Consider the following 15,880-nt stretch of genomic DNA (forward strand, 5'->3'; position numbering starts at 1 on the left):
CGAACGCGGGCTACCAGAACGCCCAACACCGTTCGGGGCGTTCGGCCGAGCATGAGACCTGGCGACAGGACTCACTCCCGCTCAGTCTTTAGGAACGGTCCTCACGGCCACGGCCTGCCGCATCCCTTTCCACCCGGGCCCCGGACCCTGCCGGAGTGGCGGGCCCGGGCGCTCATGGATGGGATCCCGGAGGGTGCCCGGTACGACCGGGCGGCTCAGGGGAGTTCGTGCCGCGTGCCGTCGGCGACCGCGTGGAGCTTGTCGGGGTTGGCCACGTTGTGAATGGTCGAGATGCGGCCTTCCGGATCGAAGTCGAAGGTCAGCGTGGCGACCACGCGGTCCGGACCGCGGAAGACCACGCCCGGTCCGCCGTTGATCCAGGTGATCTCCGCCCGCATCTGCTGGGGTTCGATGCCCTGGTAGGTCGCGGTGCCGAGCGCGGCGAACCAGCGGGCCACGGTCTCCGGGCCGATGACCGGCTTGAGGGCCTGGCGGACCTTGCCGCCGCCGTCGGTCCACAGCGTCACGTCCGGGGAGACCAGCTCCATGAGGGTGTTGATGTCGCCGCCCGCCGCCGCCGCGAAGAAGCGCTCGGTGACGTCGCGCTGGCGGGCACGGTCCGCGGTGAAACGGGGCCGGCGGGCCCTCACGTGCTCGCGGGCGCGGTGCGCGGCCTGCCGGACCGCCGCCTCCGAGCGTTCCACCGCCTCCGCGATCTCCACATAGCTGAAGGCGAAGACCTCCTTCAGCACGAAGACCGCGCGCTCCAGGGGACTCAGCGTCTCCAGCACGACCAGCAGGGCCATGGAGACCGAGTCCGCCGTCGCGACGCCGTCGGCGGTGTCCGGGCCGGTGAGGATCGGCTCGGGGAGCCACGGCCCGACGTAGGTCTCGCGCTGGTGACGGGTCGAACGAAGCCGCTCCATCGCCAGGTTGGAGACGATCCGGGTCAGGTAGGCCTTGGGGTCGGCGACCTGGGAACGGTCGGCCGCCGACCACTTGAACCAGGCGTCCTGGACGGCGTCCTCGGCGTCGGCGGCGGTGCCGAGGATGCGGTAGGCGACGGAGAAGAGCAGGGTGCGGTACTGCTGGAAGGTGAGCTGGTCGGGGTCGGTCTGCTGGGGCTGTGTCACTTGGCGCTCCGGATCCGGGTGTAGCGGCCGCCGCGCGGCCAGAACGCGCCCGAGGCGGGCATCTTCTTCATACGGGCGAAGGTCGGCCACGGCGCGGCGGTGACCGTCTCCTTGTACTTCGCGGCCCGCTTGCCGGTCAGCACGATCCGGCGCGGGCTGTCGTCGGGGTGGGTGAACTGTACGACGGCGTCGTTCCGGCCCAGGCTGACGGGGGTGTGGTAGTAGCCGAAGCGGAAGGGCTTGGGCTCCTTGCCGGCCAGCACCCGCAGGATGGAGAGGGCCGCGTGCACGCCGGTGGGCATACCGCCCTGGCAGGTCCCGTGCATCACGCCGTAGCCCTGACGGATCGCCGCCGCGTCGCCCACGGCGTAGACGTCCGGGTGGGAGACCGAACGCAGCGCGCTGTCGGTGACCACGCGGCCGCGCTCGTCGACGGCCAGGCCCGCGGCGGCGGCCAGCGGCGGGACACGGGTGCCGCTGGTCCACAGCACCACGTCCGCCGGGATGCCGGAGCCGTCCGCGAGCTCGACGCTGTCCGGCAGCACCTTGGCCACCTCGACGCCGCTGCGCACCCGTACGCCGAGCCGGGCCAGCGCCGCGTCCAGGTGGGCCTTGGCCTTCGGGTGCATGCCCGCGCCCGGCTCCCGCCGGCCCAGCAGCACCACCTGGAGCTCCGGGTGCCGCTCGGCGATCTCCGCGGCGGCCTCGACACCGGTGAGGCCGCTGCCGCCGACCACGACGGTCCCGCCGTCGAGCCCGGCCAGCCGGCCGGCGAGGACGGCGGCGTCCTCCGGGCTGTCGAGGGTGTGGGCGTGGTCGTCCACGCCGGGGACGGCGGCGGTGTCCGCGACGCCGCCCAAGGCGTAGACCAGGGTGTCGTAGCGCAGGACCCGCTCGTCGTCGATCCGTACGGTCTTCTTCTCGGCGTCCACGGCGGTGACCCAGCCACGGACGAAGGCCGCGCCGGTGCCGTCCAGCAGCTCCGGGATGTTCATCTCGGCCGTCTCCTGACCGGTGGCGGTCATGTGCAGCCGGAGCCGCTCGGTGAAGGTGTCGTAGGCGTTGACCAGCGTCACTCGCGGGTTCCCGCGCTTCCTGGTGCGGGCCGCGAGCTGGATCGCGGCGGAGAGTCCGGCATAGCCGGCACCCAGGACCAGGACCTCGTGCTGCTGCGCTGTCGTCGCGTTCATCGCTCTGCCGCCTCTTTCGTTCCGGTCGTTCCCGCTGTACGGACGACCACCAGACGCAAGCAGGCCTTCCGATCGTGACGTCACTTCGGCGTGACCCGCGTCACACCGAAGCGGAGAGAGAAGGCGCACGGCATCGGCACTCCGACCACCGCGACACACCGCACCCGATCATGATCGACTGATTCCGCACGGGAACCGACGGAGCAACAGGAGCCGCGGGTCGGCGGCGGGGCCTGGCGCTTCCACGCCGCCCGCGGGCACGAGCGCCATCGCGTCGGCGCCTGAGCGGCGCCCGCGCCCTGCTCCCGAAGGGCATCTGGAACGTGACAGTGAGGAACGTGATGCCGGACATCGTTCAATGCCTCGTGGACTGGCACGCCGCACAAGAGCACGGACTCCGCTCTCGCGGGATCAGCTCCACGGTGAGGCAGCCGGCTCCCGGAGCAGCGCCCGGCGGGCGCCCGAAGGCAACAGCCGTGAGCCTCACCCTGGAGTCGGACGAGCGCCTGGGGAAGCTGTCCGTATGGGAATCGGGAAGCGCTTCACTGCTCTTCGTCGATTCCCGGACCGAGTACACCTGGCAGGACCAACAGGTGATCGTCTCGGAGGACGACCTGCCCCGGATCCTGGCTCCGCTCATCGAGCTCGTCGAAGGTTCTGCCAACTAGAGCTGACGCGTGCTCAAGCAGCGCGGCACAGGGGGTGTCCGTCGGGAAGGCGGGCTGCTCATGGCGCATGGCCAGGGCGACCGGTGCCCCGCCTGCGCGCGGATCCCGGAGCCCGCGTGGTGACGGCGCCCGCACCCGGCACAGCCCGCCGCCGGAGGGTTCCGGGGCGGGCGGGGACGCGGGGCGGGCCACAGGGTGGCCGGTTCCCGGCCGGAGATGGCGGGTTCGGTGTCCTGGAGGTCTGCGTCGGGCGCTGTCAGCCGCCACCGGAGCGGGTGCGCCGACCGCCCTGCCGTCTCACGATCGTGAGGTGGACGGAAACGCCGTCCGGGTACGCGACTCAGGACGTGCGCCGCGTACCCGGAGAGAAAACCCGGGTACTTCGCGCGCTCCAGATGCTCGCCGAGCCGACCGGCCGGCGCGGCGGGGGCGTCCGGCGGGCTCAGGGCGCGGCTGCGGCAGGACCGACGTGCGGAGCGGGGCCTTGTCCCGGACGGCCGACGGCGTCAGGCGGCCGGGCGCTTCTCAAGCCACCTTGATGACGACCTTGCCCGAGGCGTGACCGTTCTCGACGGTGGCGAGGGCAGCCGGGGCGTCGGAGAGCGATGCTGGATCCCGTCCGTTCGGGTGGGGTGCTCCTGGATGGTGGAGGGAGCGGCTACCGCTGCGCCGGGGGCTCCATGGTCATCAGCCGGGCGACGACCGCGGTGAGCCAGAGAAGTCCGAGTCCGGCTCCGGCGGTGAAGGCCAGGACAGCACTGGCCGAGGCGGCGAACCCCGCGAGGACTCCCACCGGCACGATGCGGCAGGCCACGGCCCACCCGCGTCGGTTCCGGGCGGCGAAGTGGCGGGCCAGGACGAAGAACGCGGCGCACAGCGCCAGGTAGCCCACCATTCCGCTGAACATGTGGACGGCGCCGTGCGTGCTCAGGGAGGTGGTGCCGGTCTCGGGGGTGCCGGCGGGGAACCCGGCGCCCGGGTCGGCGGTGAAGACGCCGGCGAACAGGAACGAGACGCCGAACACGCCGACCAGTCGCGGCACCCAGGTGCCGCCGGGTGCGTCGCGCAGTGCCCGGCGCATCCCGACCGCGCCGGCGACGACCAGGGCGCCCGTGAGCATGAAGGCGGTGATCTGGATCCATCCGAGGTCACCGAGGCTCAGCTGGCTGAAGGCGTTACGGGTGAAGTCGAAGCCGTCCCGGGTGAGGCCCTGTAACAGGCTCGCGCCCAGGAACAGCGGGCCCGCCGCGGTGGCGACGGCCAGCAGGGTCCGCGTCGCCGGCCGGGCCGGGGCGGACACGGTGGTGGGGGGACTGATCGTCTGGGTCATGTGATGTGTCCTCGATGGAGAAAGCCAATTATGGAACTGGACGGTGTAGTACCGCCTGGAACTGGACGGTACAGTACCCAAATAGGAACTGGACTGTCCAGTACTTGATTTGGGAGGTGGCATGGAAGCAAGTGAGCTCGGCCGGTCGGCACTCAAACGTCAGGCGATCATGGAGGCCGCGACCAGCGCGTTCATGAGCAAGGGCTACTCCGGCACCAGCATGGACGACATCGCGAAGCTGGCCGCGGTGTCCAAACAGACCGTCTACAAGCACTTCTCCGACAAGGAGAAGCTCTTCGCCGAGATCGTCCTGGCCACCACCGACCGGATCGACGGCATGATCGACCTGGTGGCCCACATCCCGGCCGACGCCGACACCCTGGAAAAGAACCTGACCCATCTCGCCCGCCAGTTCCTGGCCGCGCTCACCCAGCCCGAGGTCCTCCGGCTGCGACGCCTGGTCATCGCGAACGCGGACGCCTTCCCCGAACTGGGCGCCAGCTGGTACGAGCAGGGTTTCGAACGGGTCCTGGCCACCCTGGCGGCCACCTTCCGGCACCTTGCCGACCACGGACTGCTCCGGTGCGAGGAACCGCTCCTGGCCGCCAACCACTTCTCCGGCCTGCTGCTGTGGACCCCCGTGAACAAGGCCATGTTCCATGGCAGCTCCCAGCACACCGAGGCCGAACTCGACCACTACGCCACCGTCGGCGTCCGTACCTTCCTCGCCGCCTACCGTCGGCCACCGCGGACGCGCCGCACCCGAAACACCCTCGAAGGAGACGTATGACCTGACCCGAGCGCACCGCCGTGCGCGACGGCGTACACATCCCCTGCCGTGACCGGGGCGGAGGGGAACACCCGTCGTCCCGCCGCACGAACTCGCCGAGCCGCGGCACGGGCTGATCGTGGCGACCACCGACGACGGACGCGCTTCGGCCCGCGGCCGCGTCGTCCAGATCACCCTGGTCGGACTCACCTTTCCGGTTGCCTCTCCGGGTGACCGCGGGGGGAAGCGGCTCAGAAAGAGGTACGCCAGGATGCTCGCGACGGACAGGTGAGGGGCAAAGGCAGCCCTTTCCCTGGTCGATCGGGCCCGTTGCAAGCCGAAGTGCCGTCAGCCCAGGCTCGGCGGAGTCCAGTCGGCGTGCCGCAGGACGGCCCGGACGGTCACGCCGGACGGGGCCAGCCGGAGGCCCGTGTTGCGCAGGGCCACGGCCAGAGGGTGCGTCAGTTGCTGGCCCATCCGGCCGGCCTGTCGGGCGGCCCGGGACTGACTGCGCGGGCGGCGTTCGGCGTCGTAGGCGACGTCCGCGCGGTGCGGCTGGACGCGGTCGGCGTCCCGGGCGATGTCGAAGCGGCATAGTTCGGGGGTCTCGCAGTCGACGACGTCCGGGGTGTCGTGGAGTGTGCAGTGCCGGGCCTTCCGCCTTCCGGCCGGGCATGCTCCGGTACCCCGGCTCCGGCACCTTGCAGTACAGTGCGCACGCGTGATCGAGGGGGGCATGGAACAGGCATCGGGAAGACCTGTTGCGTCCATCGCGGTGCGGGGGCGGAACGGGAGCGTGTGGCTGGAGGGCAGGGCGGTCCGGTTGTCGCAGGACGGACTGCAACGCCGGATACCGCTCACCGCTGTCGAGGAGGTCAGGCTCGGCGCGGAAGGGTCAGTCGAGGTCGTCCTGACCGCGAGCCCCGGCGTGTCCCCAACGGTCTACCGACTGGACGGCGGTGCGCGTAGGGCGGCGGACCAGTTCGCGCGCACGGTCAACGAGGCGCTGCCGCGGCGGGTGCCCGGGACGCCCGTACGGGACGGGGAGCAGCTCGTCGAGGTGCTCGGGACGGCCTCGCCTTCGGCGAGACTCCCGGCGCCCGCCGGCAGATGGAGGAGCCGCCTCGTCATCACGGTGTCGGCGCTGCTCTACCTCGCCGGTCTGGCAGTCTTCGTGGCCGCGGGCGACACCGGGCGGGCAATGTTGTGGGGCATCGGTGTCCTGCCTCTCGGCTCCGGAGGGTTCCTGCTGTTCCTGGGCATGACCTGGTGGTACGACCGGATCGTGCTGAACCGCCGCGGCGTCTCGGTCATGGCGACACACGCCCGCGGGTTCGAGAGCAGAAGCCACTTCGCCTACGTCGATCTGCAGGGTGTGAAGCGGGAGATCTTTCCGAGCCTGCCGTCGCGCCACTACGGCGGCGACTACACCCGGCTCGCGATCGTCTTCGACCCGCTGCGCCCCACCCGGGCCGCGCCCGTGGCACCGGGCCGGCACTTCGCCGCCCAGATCTCCGGCCCCCTGGCCATCGGGCTCCCCCTTCTCGCCCTCGGCCTGTTCATGGTCCCGTACCAGATGGTCGACTTCCTCTACCAGGGAATCCACGACGCGCGCTGACACAGGCTCCGAGGGGAGGGACTGAGCCGCCTGCCCCACGGCGCAGAAGGGGCGAGCCTGTTCATGCGGTTTCGGCCTGGGAGGCTCGACGAGACGTCCGCGTCGGAAGCGTTCTCCGGCACGGACGAGGACGACGAAGCGGGATGCGTCGACAGCCCGCCACCGCTGCTGGGCGGACTCGACCGGCTGAAGGGCGGCGGCCAGGCCGTCGGCGCCCTTGGCAACCTTCGTACGCAGGCGGCCGGACAGAGCCCCGGACAGGCCCGCCGCAGCCGGCTGCCGCACGACGGTAACACTTGTTACCATGCGGGTATGGCGAAGACACAACTGGGCGCGCGTGTGGACGAGGATGTCGCGGAGCTCGCGCGGAAGCGCGCCGCCGACCTGGGGCTGAGTATCGGGGACTACCTCGCCCGGCTGGTGGAGGACGACACCAGCGGCCTGCGCGCCCGCGCGGTGGACGCCGCCACCCGCTTCCTGGCCGAGCACCAGGCGCTCTTCGACGAGGCCGAGGACGCCCAGCGGACGGAAACGGCTCGGGGAGCGCACGCCGCCTGATGGACCCGCACATCGACGTCCCCTGGATCCTGCAGGTCGCCGAGGCCGCCGGGGTGAACGACCCGGCCCCCGACGACTACGGCCTCCCCGTCTCGGCAGTCGCCCGCCACCGGGCCGAACTGTTCGAACAGCCCGTCTACGACGGCCCCTACGCCAAGGCCGCCGCCCTGGTGCACACACTGGGCCGCTGCCGCTGGCTGGAGCGCTCCAACCTGGCCGTCGCCGCCGCCACCGGCGTGATGTACCTCGAGGCCGCCGGGATCACCGTCAAACCCGCCCGCGAGGACGCCCTCGCCCTCAAGGACCTCCTTCTGGACCCGGCCTGCACCGCAGGGAGGATCGCCGCCCTGCTGCGCGGCTGGCCCACCGCCACCTGAAGGGGTCCGGCATCCCGGACATGCCCGACCGCGTGCGCGGTGGCCCGGTACCCCGGCGGTGAGCGGCGCCTGCCGGCCGGCGCCGCTCACCGCCCGCCGCCGGTCCGGCGGCCCGGCCTCACCTCAGATGGCGGGTGAAGAACCGGGCCGCGGCCTCTCCCGCGGACCGCGGGACGCCGGTGTGTCCGCCCATGTGGGCGTGCAGGGACTTCTCCCTGGAGCCGAAGGCGTCGAACAGGTCCAGGGCCGTCTGCCGGTCGTTCCCCTCGTCGTCCCACTGCAGCAGGACGTGCAGGGGAACCGTGACCCGGCGGGCCTCCTCGAACATGACGCGGGGCACGAAACTCCCGGCGAAGAGAGTGGCGGCCGCGATGCGCGGCTCGGTCACCGCCAGCCGGATGCCGATGGAGATCAGTCCCCCCGAGTACCCGACCGGGCCGCCGATCCCGGGCAGCGCCAGGAGGGCGTCCAGGGCGGCCCGCCATTCCGGGACCGCCTCGTCGACGAGCGGGAGGACGAGGGCGTCGACGGTCCCGTCGCCGACCGGCTCGCCGGCCTCCAGCGCCCGGCGCAGGTCGGCGCGGGCCTGCTCGACGGCGGGCAGGCGGGGCCGGCCGCCGCTTCCGGGAAGCTCGATGGTGGCCGTGGCGAAGCCCTCCGCCGCGGAGTGCCGGGCCCGGTCCACCAGCCGGGGGTACATCGTGCGCAGTCCGAGGGGAGGGTGGCCGAGCAGGATCAGCGGCACCGGTGCGGACGCGGAGGCGGCCCCGGGCGTCCAGAGGATGCCGGGGATCTCACCGAGGGTGAACTCGCGTTCGACGATGTCGTCGTCGAGGCGCTGTTCGGAGGTGAAGCGCATGGTCGTGCCTTTCGGGAGTGCACAGGAACGGCGCTCCCGGACGACCTATCGCCCGACCGCGACCCCCAGGGGGAGCACCCATGTCGATACTGCGTTCACGGGTACCACCTCCTCGGTCTCTCGCGCGGCCGCCGGAAATGTAGCAGCGGCCGCCTCGTCCGCCCAACAGGTTTTTTACGGGGTCCCCTCTCGTGAACCTCGTGAACGAGGCCGGGTGCGGCAACGGGCTCAGCGCCAGTCGTCGATCACGTAGGCGTCCGGGTGGCTGTAGCCGGGTTCGTTGGGCTTGTGCATGGTCACGCCCTGCAGCCAGGTGCGGAAACCGCGGTCGGCCATGCGCCGGTAGGCGTCCTGGCGGGCCAGGTTCGTTCCGGCGTCCAGGTGACCCAGCCCCTTCTCGGCGGCCAGCTGCTCGCACGCGTCCAGCAGTCGTTCGAACCGGTCCGCGGCGTCCGGACCGGGGCGTACGGCGCCGAATTTGACGAAGCACACGTCCTCACCGGCCTCCGACCCCGCTCCGCAGTGGCAGACGGCCAGACCGTCGAGGGCGGAGCCGGCGCCCTCGAGGAGGACGGTGTCGCCGAGCCCCTGCGCCTGCACGGCCGTGATCTCGCGCTCCAGGCTCAGGCCCTCGTGCACGGCCTCCGTCAGTGCGCGGCCGAGGCCCAGCGCGTCGGACCGCTCGGCGGCGGTCAGCCCGCCGTACAGCACTCGGCCGGGGACCGCGGCGCCGACGGCGACCTGTTTCCTCATGATGGCGGTGAGGAACCGGGGCCAGAAACCGTACCGGCGGTACAGCTCGAGGTGCTTGGGGCTGTGCGCGAAGGTGAACAGGCCGAGGTGGCGGTTCTCCCAGGTGCCGAAGCAGTCCATGACCGGTTCCATGAGGCGCCTGCCGATGCCCCGGTCCCACAGGTCCGGACGTACGGTCAGCGGGCCGAAGTACCCGACGCTGCCCCAGTCGGCGGCGAAGTTCGATCCGACGACCTCGCCCTCGACGGTCGCCGCGAAGGCCGCCTGCGGATCCGCCGCCCAGCGGGTGCGGACGTAGTCGGCGGTCCCGAAGAACGTCTCCGGCTCAGGGATCCCGAGGAAGGTCCCGAAGGCGACCCTGAAGATCTCGTCGGCCTGCTCCAGGTCCGGCTCGACCAGCGGGCGGACCGACACCGGGGCGGCGACACTCGTTCGCTTCGCTGCGGACATGACCGCTCTCCTTTCCGCCCCGGTTCCATCGCACCACGAACGTGCGGCGCGGGCGAAGCGGCAGGTCCGGCGGCACCTCGAGGGCCGAACGGCCGCGTTCCCCGACGACCGGGCGGCCGCTTCCCTTGAAGGCGCGGCTAGAGAAGAGGGCAGGTGAGGGGCAGGACGCGTTCGGTCAGGCGGCCGGTGAGGTGGGTGTCGGTGAGGGTGGGGTCGGTGAGCCAGTCCGCTGCCGTCAGGCGGTCGATCAGGTGCCGCAGCTCGTCGGGGTCGACCGGGACCCGGGTGATGAGGGTGTCCAGGGCGATGCCCTCGCCGCCGGGGCCGAGGCGGCCCGAGGCGTCGGCCTGGGTGGCCAGCGTCAGGGCGAGCAGCCGAAGGACGGCGGGGGCCTTGGTCTTGCGGAGCTTCTTGTCCGTCACGACCCGCTGGGCCCAGCCGGAGAGCTTGGGCCGCATCTTCCTGCCGAACGCGAACGGGCCCGTCCCGTCCTCGGGGGGCACCAGGGAGGGGACGGTGATCGGGGTGGGGTTCTCCGGCCGGGAGGCGAGCAGGTCGTCGACGGTGCCGGGGAGGGAGAGCCAGCCGCAGCCGGTCAACTGCTCGACGAGGTCCCGCGGATCGGTCAGGTTCAGCGCGTTGAGGTCCTGGCCGACGAGGTTGCCGGTGCCGGCGTGCGCGGTGCGCAGGGTCAGCATCAGCGTCAGCAGCCGTGCCTCCGGTCCGGGCAGCGGGGCGTGGCCGGCCACGTGCGCGAGGACGGAGCGCGCGTTCTCCCACTGCGTCGGCGCGGTCAGCAGCCGCGTCACGGCCGGCCCGTCGCCGTCCATGACGCCGCCGGTGCGCTGCTGGTGCTGGCGGCGGATGGTGGCGGCGGCCTGCTCGGCGCGCCGGGCCTCCTCCCGCAGGTCGTCGTCGCCGGTGACGCCGGCCCAGGTGGTGAAGGCGCGGGCCTTGCGTTCCTGGAGGTCGGCGAGGACCGCCAGGTCGGGCTGCTCGCGCCGCTGGTAGGCGCGGAAGAGGTCGCCGAGTTCGATGAGTTCGTCCCGCAGGACGTCGGGCCGCAGGTCGTGCGGGACGATCCGCTGGGCGATCCTCCCCTGCCGCGGGCGGCGTCGTGCGGGTACGGAGCGGGGGGTCGGGGCCGCCGTCCCGGCGGGGGGCTGGTGGTCGGAGAACTGGGGCGCGCCCACGCCCGTGGCCGCGGAGGGCTGGTGGTCGGAGAACTGCGGCGCTCCCACGCCCGCGGTCGCGGGGGCCGGGCGTTCGGTGGTCCGCGGGGCGGGTGTGCGGGAGGTGGCCACGGTCTTCGCCCCGGGGGTGGCGGCCGCGCACCGCGAGCAGCACTCCATCGCCTGCCACCAGCGCCCCTCCCGGTCGGCGAGGACGGCGATGACGACCGGGCCGCCGCATCGCCAGGGCTCGGTACGCGCGGGGCGGCCGGCGGTGTCGGGCAGGTGGGCGCGGCAGCTCTCGGCCCGGCACGCGCAGTACGCCTCGGCCCTGGGGGCGGGGACGGCGCGCAGATGGGCCTTGAGATGGTCGACCGCGGCCGCGCGGCCGGCCGCCGTGGACGGCAGGCGCTGTTCGGCGCAGGCGGGGCGGCTGCACGTGACGCGTACGGCCGTACTGCCCCGGCCGACGGCGTCCAGACGCACCGTCCACCAGCGCCCCGGCACCCGCTCGCCCAGCTCACCCACCACGGCCTGCGTCATCCCGCTCTCCCTCCCGATGTGTCCCCGGTATCCGCCGCCCGCCCTCCCGGGGCCCTGCGCGGTGCACGGCGAGCCCACCGTACGCGGCACGGGGGCCGGGACCGGCGGACTCGCCCTGCCCGTCGGCTCGCGACGACAGGGCGGCGTCACCCGGTCAACGCCCTGGGAGCGGAGGTGGTTTCTCTCCGAGGGGTGACAGTTCGGGTCGGCACGGCCGTCGGCCACGCCGAGGGCCGGCCGGTACACACTCACCAGGGCCCCGGCCGGTCCGTACCGGGTCCGGCCGATCCCGGCGCCCCTGCGCCCGGGCCGTTCGACGAGCTCGGCACGTACCGGCTCGAGAGGGACGCGGACAGACGCACCGTTGACGGTGGGCACGGGGAGGCGCACACCGCGGCGGCCTCCCCGTGCCCACTGACGTGCTCGTCCGCGTCCGGAGGCATCGAGTCCTCATGTACGTGAGGTCAATGAGCAACGGTTTCAGGAACGGTACTCATTGACCTCACGTACATGAGTCCCGGCCTCGGAGCTGTTCAGGTCGCGCGACGCAGAGGGACGACGACGTCCTCGCCGGTGCTCTTCGCGCTGAGCCTGTAATAGCTGATGTGCGCGAGCCGCTCGGATTCCTCGAGCCACCCGGCCTCCACGACCTGGCGCCGGGTGCGGGAGAAGACGGTCGGGGACATGCCGACGAGCTCGGCGAGTCTGGCACCGGTTTCGACGACGGCACCGGCGCGGTCGGTGGGGTGCATCGCGTAGAGCATGATGACCAGGCGTTGGTTGGCGGTCATGCCCGCTGTGCGGTGGAGGACGTCCAGGAGCTTGTGCTTGTCGTCGTTGTTCACTGGGCCTCCCACAGCGAAGGAGTCGTTTTGTTGAAACCAGGGATGTCCGGCGGGTTGCATGTCTTGATCGCTTCCCGTTGCTCGATGCCGGTCCCGTGGAAGGCGATGTACGGGCTGATCCGGTAGAGCCTGTAATTGCCGATGCGTCCGCGCTCGATCAGGATGCGCTGTTTGAGCAGCTTCCGGTTGATCCTGCCGACGGCGTCGGCGGTCATCCCCACCTTCTTGGCGATGTCCGCGCCGGTCGCTCTCAGTGGTGCCATGCCTTGAGGGGAGACCCCGATCCACCACAGCACCATGTACTTCTGGCTCGGGGTGAATTCCTTGCTCTCGGTGATCGCTTCGACTCTGGCCTTGTCCACCTGGATGTGCTCGCCCGAGAAGGCGTAGGGCGCGTAGGGGATCGCCTCGCCGGTATCGGCGTCGACCAGTCTGCGTACCGCCCCCAACAGACCCTCCCGTGGTCGGACATTGCCTCGACGTCGATGAGCGACGGCCTCCAGGCCGACCAGATGAACTTAACGTACATGAACGTGGAGTTCATGTAGTCCGCTCCCAAGGTGTGTCGCTCCACCAGGAATCGACCCGTGATCGAAGTCTCCGCAGGAAAAACAGCGCCTGCTCATGAACCTCACGTCAATCTGGTCAGTTCCTGGGATCGCGGTACCCGGGTCCCAGGAACTGGGTGCACGATCCTCAGAACTGGCTGCCAGATCGTCGGGTCTGTATGCGGAAGAGCATCTCTGCAGGTCAGAGCGCTCTCTCGTGGCGCGCCCTCTCTTACAGCAGTACAGGCTGTTCCTACGGCGGCTCCCGTCCGCACACCGTGCTCCCGCGAGTGGTCGCGCGAGGCACTGCTCAGCGCCTCTCCAGGAAGCGTTGACAGCGGAGCCCACTTCCAATCCGTCGACGGAAAACCCGGTCCCCTCCCCTGTCCTCAGCCGACGAAAGCACGCCACGACGCGGCCGCGGCCGACGAATCACCCGCCACGTATGCCTCCATCAGCCCGTGCCGGCATCAGCCACGCATTCGTTGAAATCCTCGACGAGCCGCGGTCGCCCGAGCACCCGCGGGCCCCGTCGGTGCACCGGAGGCCCCCAGGGGCCGACGGCGTACCGACCCGTAGGCGCGGAGAGCCGGCCTCGGGCCGCGACGTGGACCCGTCTGCGAGAACGCGGCCGGAACGAGGCCAGCCGGGGCTACAGCACGTCGGCGACAGGCAGCTGGGCCAGGGCTTCGGCAAGCTGGAGCACGGTGACCGAACCGGTCTCGGGCAGGCCGGCCTCCAGCCAGGCCCGGCGGGCGGACTCCTTGTCACCCTCGGCCGCCGCCAGCACGTTCTCCTTCGCGCTGTGCTCGTGCACGGGGTCGGTGTCCGGGCCGTGGTCGGCCAGGTGGACGACGGTGCGGACCTGCAGTTTGGCGTTGGAGGCCATCTGCTCGTTGAGGCGGTACACGCGCAGCCGGTGCCCGACCAGCGTCCGAGCACGCTCGATCATCGCCCGGCCCGCGTCCGTGTCCCCACGGTCGGTGCGCAGACGTTCCAGCTCGCCGGAGGTGTTGCGGACGACCAGGAGCCCGCGGGTACTCGTCGCCTCGATGCGCACGGAGAGCAGGGTCGCCGTGAACTGCTTCGCGGCGTCCAGGCGCTGAAGGTCCTGCCCGACCGTGTCGGCGAGGGTGTAGAGGTGGACGGCCCTGGCCCGGACCCGCTCGGTCCAGGCGGCCTCCTCCCCCGGCGGACAGGGGCCGACGGCGCGAGCGGCGGCGAGGGTCAGTTCGAGGTCACGAGGGTTCACCGCCTCATTCTCCTCATGCGCCCGTGGCACCGTCGTGGCCCTTGGAGACAGAGCAGCGTGGCTGGGACCGGAACGGGGTTGCTGGAGACACACGCGCGCCTGATCGTCCGGGTGCGGGCACCGTCGTGGCTGACTTTCGGTGGTGCGGGTCCAAGAGGGGCGGGGAGTGCTGGAGGTCCGGGTCAAGACGACTGCATGACTTCCAGGATCGGTCTCCCAGGATGGGCTCAAGCAGAGCAAGCAGACACGGCCCGCACTTATAGAGAAGAGAACGGATCACGTTTCCGCAGGTCAGAGGGGGTGACAGAGCCTCAGAACATGACTCCCACGTCATGTTGAGGCTTCGGAAGTTGCGCGTGGAGTCACGTTGCCCCGTATTCATTGCGACTTATCTGCGCAATTCCGCGATGGCCTCCGGAACCGTCGCGAACATGACTCCTGAGTCATGTTCGCGACGCGTAACGCGCAGATAGGTCGCGTCGTTGCTATCTATCTGCGCAATTACTACTGTGCTCCGCGTCTAGGTTTCGATCTTGAGGAGCATGGAGCGCCATGTCCGCACAGCCCCATGGAGACCCCCGCCGGGTTCCCGGCACATCCCCGCCCCGCGCGCCGAGCCCCAGCAGCCCGTACGCGGGCGCGCTCGGTCCGAGGAAGAACCTCGTCGAGCTGCCCGTCGGGCACACGGCAGAGCTCAGACCCCCGGTCACCGCGGGCGACTTCGTCGGCAAGTACTTCGCCCAGGACAGCCTGGAGTTCCTGCGCTGGGCCGCCAGGTACTTCAGGGACGACAACGTGACCCTGTGCGTGCTGCTCTACCTGATGGGAAGCCAGGAAGTAGGAGGAGCCGTCGAGCTCAAGCAGGCCGAGATCGCCGCCGAGCTGGACATGGACCCGGCCCAGGTGTCACGGGCCCAGTCCAAGCTGAAGAGACTGGGGCTGGCCTACTCTCCGAAAAAGGGGTCGATCCAGCTCCAGCCGGCGGTGACCCTGCGCGGCGGCTACCGGCTGATCGAGAAGCCCGTGCGCGGATCGGTGGCCAAGAGCGTCAAGGTCCAGGTGGAACAGCTGAGCCTGCTCAACGAGCTCGTACTCGACCCCGGCGTTCCGGAGGAGTTCAGAGACATGGCCCTTCCAGGTGCGAAACTACCCGAACCATCGTCGAGGACGCGCAAGCGCAAACGTACGGAGAAGAAGCCGGAGGCGTGAGGATGAGGACTGCAGCGTCTGCGAACCCGGAGCCGCCGGAGCTGACATACGGCACCTTCAACGGCTTCGCCTACATGCCCGCGATGCCGGGGATCGCCTACCGAGTGCTCTTCCGGCTCCTGGGAACCCAGGAGCCGGGAGGACGCTGCCTGGTCACCGAAGAGGAGCTGGCCGAAGCCCTGGACGTACACCGCTCCATGGTGGGACGGGGCCTGCAGGCCCTGATCCTCGCCAAGCTGGTGTTCCGCCAGGCCAAGGGCATCTACCTCCTCAACCCGATGATCAGTGGCGCGCGCAGCGTCACCGAGCACCTGGAGGCCATCGGCACACTCGACCCCGCGGACCGTCTCGACGTCGACGACTACCAGGAGCGTTACGAGGCCTCCGTCGCCCGGGCCGAGCAGGAGAAGAAGGAGAAGCGCCTGAGCCGCAGGAGTGCGCCCGGCTCCTTGACGCCGGCGAAGGCAGCCCCCGAGGGAACGGCGGAGGTACTGAGCCTCTCGACAGCCCGCGACCGCTCACGGCGGAGGCCATCCCGCCCGTGACACGACCGGCACACCAGTGAGGCCCCCGCCGAAGCGGGGGCCTCACTGTGTCCAGGTTTCG

General features: G+C 71.0%; 16 protein-coding genes and 2 pseudogenes. 7 read left to right on the top strand and 11 right to left on the bottom strand.

The genetic code is table 11. From position 1 onward, the window contains the following. Nucleotides 1–215 precede the first annotated feature (215 nt). Together IH50_RS0133215 and IH50_RS0133220 are read right to left on the bottom strand one after the other, a co-directional pair. Nucleotides 216–1,133, bottom strand: a complete 918-nt coding sequence (locus IH50_RS0133215) for an RNA polymerase sigma-70 factor (protein ID WP_030870920.1) — start codon at nt 1,131–1,133, stop codon at nt 216–218. Beyond that, nucleotides 1,130–2,323 carry an NAD(P)/FAD-dependent oxidoreductase gene (locus IH50_RS0133220; RefSeq protein WP_030870923.1) on the bottom strand — a complete coding sequence of 398 codons (1,194 nt, stop codon included), beginning with the start codon at nt 2,321–2,323 and terminating at the stop codon, nt 1,130–1,132. Before IH50_RS0133220 ends, IH50_RS0133215 begins: the two co-directional genes overlap by 4 nt. Nucleotides 2,324–2,799: 476 nt before the next feature. Between IH50_RS0133220 and IH50_RS0133225 the strand changes: the two genes are divergently transcribed. Further along, nucleotides 2,800–2,991 (top strand): hypothetical protein, encoded by a 192-nt coding sequence (locus IH50_RS0133225; protein WP_030870927.1) that lies wholly within the window; start codon nt 2,800–2,802, stop codon nt 2,989–2,991. Between the two features lie 658 nt (nt 2,992–3,649). On the opposite strand, the gene IH50_RS0133230 is transcribed toward IH50_RS0133225, so the two are convergent. Further along, a complete protein-coding gene (locus tag IH50_RS0133230) occupies nt 3,650–4,321 on the bottom strand; it encodes a DUF998 domain-containing protein (protein ID WP_030870930.1) in 672 nt (223 codons plus the stop codon). Between the two features lie 121 nt (nt 4,322–4,442). Here IH50_RS0133230 and IH50_RS0133235 point away from each other — a divergent pair, with 121 nt between their 5' ends. Then, the gene (locus IH50_RS0133235) at nt 4,443–5,111 is read left to right on the top strand and encodes a TetR/AcrR family transcriptional regulator (protein ID WP_051767545.1); all 669 of its coding nucleotides are present in this window, start codon (nt 4,443–4,445) and stop codon (nt 5,109–5,111) included. 327 nt (nt 5,112–5,438) lie between these two features. Here the strand turns inward: IH50_RS0133235 and IH50_RS40350 are convergent. Beyond that, nucleotides 5,439–5,624, bottom strand: a pseudogene (locus tag IH50_RS40350) (FAD-dependent oxidoreductase); the annotation flags it as partial. A 202-nt stretch (nt 5,625–5,826) separates the two neighbouring features. Here IH50_RS40350 and IH50_RS0133245 point away from each other — a divergent pair. After that, nucleotides 5,827–6,708, top strand: coding sequence for a hypothetical protein (locus tag IH50_RS0133245; RefSeq protein ID WP_158801360.1), 882 nt, complete (start codon nt 5,827–5,829; stop codon nt 6,706–6,708). 78 nt (nt 6,709–6,786) lie between these two features. Here IH50_RS0133245 and IH50_RS43640 read toward each other — a convergent pair. Continuing rightward, nucleotides 6,787–6,948: pseudogene (locus tag IH50_RS43640) on the bottom strand (IS256 family transposase); the annotation flags it as partial. Nucleotides 6,949–7,020: 72 nt separating this feature from the next. Between IH50_RS43640 and IH50_RS43645 the strand changes: the two are divergent. Together IH50_RS43645 and IH50_RS0133255 are read left to right on the top strand one after the other, a co-directional pair. After that, complete coding sequence (locus IH50_RS43645) at nt 7,021–7,266, top strand: hypothetical protein (RefSeq protein WP_030870942.1); 246 nt, start codon at nt 7,021–7,023, stop codon at nt 7,264–7,266. Beyond that, on the top strand, nt 7,266–7,643 hold the full coding sequence (locus IH50_RS0133255) for a hypothetical protein (protein WP_030870945.1): 378 nt from the start codon (nt 7,266–7,268) through the stop codon (nt 7,641–7,643). The genes IH50_RS43645 and IH50_RS0133255 overlap by 1 nt, the downstream gene beginning before the upstream one ends. Nucleotides 7,644–7,761: 118 nt before the next feature. Here IH50_RS0133255 and IH50_RS0133260 read toward each other — a convergent pair whose 3' ends face one another. The 6 genes from IH50_RS0133260 to IH50_RS0133285 all read right to left on the bottom strand — a co-directional run bounded on the left by IH50_RS0133260 (nt 7,762) and on the right by IH50_RS0133285 (nt 14,065). Further along, complete coding sequence (locus tag IH50_RS0133260) at nt 7,762–8,502, bottom strand: hypothetical protein (RefSeq protein WP_030870948.1); 741 nt, start codon at nt 8,500–8,502, stop codon at nt 7,762–7,764. Nucleotides 8,503–8,730: 228 nt separating this feature from the next. Beyond that, nucleotides 8,731–9,705, bottom strand: coding sequence for a GNAT family N-acetyltransferase (locus IH50_RS0133265; RefSeq protein ID WP_051767546.1), 975 nt, complete (start codon nt 9,703–9,705; stop codon nt 8,731–8,733). Nucleotides 9,706–9,842: 137 nt separating this feature from the next. Then, on the bottom strand, nt 9,843–11,420 hold the full coding sequence (locus IH50_RS0133270) for a hypothetical protein (RefSeq protein WP_030870951.1): 1,578 nt from the start codon (nt 11,418–11,420) through the stop codon (nt 9,843–9,845). A 533-nt stretch (nt 11,421–11,953) separates the two neighbouring features. Beyond that, nucleotides 11,954–12,265, bottom strand: coding sequence for a replication initiation protein, RepL2 (locus IH50_RS0133275; RefSeq protein ID WP_030870954.1), 312 nt, complete (start codon nt 12,263–12,265; stop codon nt 11,954–11,956). Beyond that, nucleotides 12,262–12,714, bottom strand: coding sequence for a MarR family transcriptional regulator (locus tag IH50_RS0133280; protein ID WP_030870956.1), 453 nt, complete (start codon nt 12,712–12,714; stop codon nt 12,262–12,264). Before IH50_RS0133280 ends, IH50_RS0133275 begins: the two co-directional genes overlap by 4 nt. A 751-nt stretch (nt 12,715–13,465) precedes the next feature. After that, nucleotides 13,466–14,065: a hypothetical protein gene (locus tag IH50_RS0133285; protein WP_051767547.1), complete on the bottom strand. Its 600-nt coding sequence runs from the start codon at nt 14,063–14,065 to the stop codon at nt 13,466–13,468. 552 nt (nt 14,066–14,617) lie between these two features. Between IH50_RS0133285 and IH50_RS0133290 the strand changes: the two genes are divergently transcribed. Together IH50_RS0133290 and IH50_RS0133295 are read left to right on the top strand one after the other, a co-directional pair. Further along, a complete protein-coding gene (locus IH50_RS0133290; RefSeq protein ID WP_030870962.1) occupies nt 14,618–15,274 on the top strand; it encodes a hypothetical protein in 657 nt (218 codons plus the stop codon). Between the two features lie 2 nt (nt 15,275–15,276). Then, nucleotides 15,277–15,819, top strand: coding sequence for a hypothetical protein (locus IH50_RS0133295; RefSeq protein WP_030870966.1), 543 nt, complete (start codon nt 15,277–15,279; stop codon nt 15,817–15,819). Nucleotides 15,820–15,880: the final 61 nt, after the last annotated feature.

Source organism: Streptomyces sp. NRRL S-37 (genome assembly GCF_000721605.1).
Classification (GTDB): domain Bacteria; phylum Actinomycetota; class Actinomycetes; order Streptomycetales; family Streptomycetaceae; genus Streptomyces.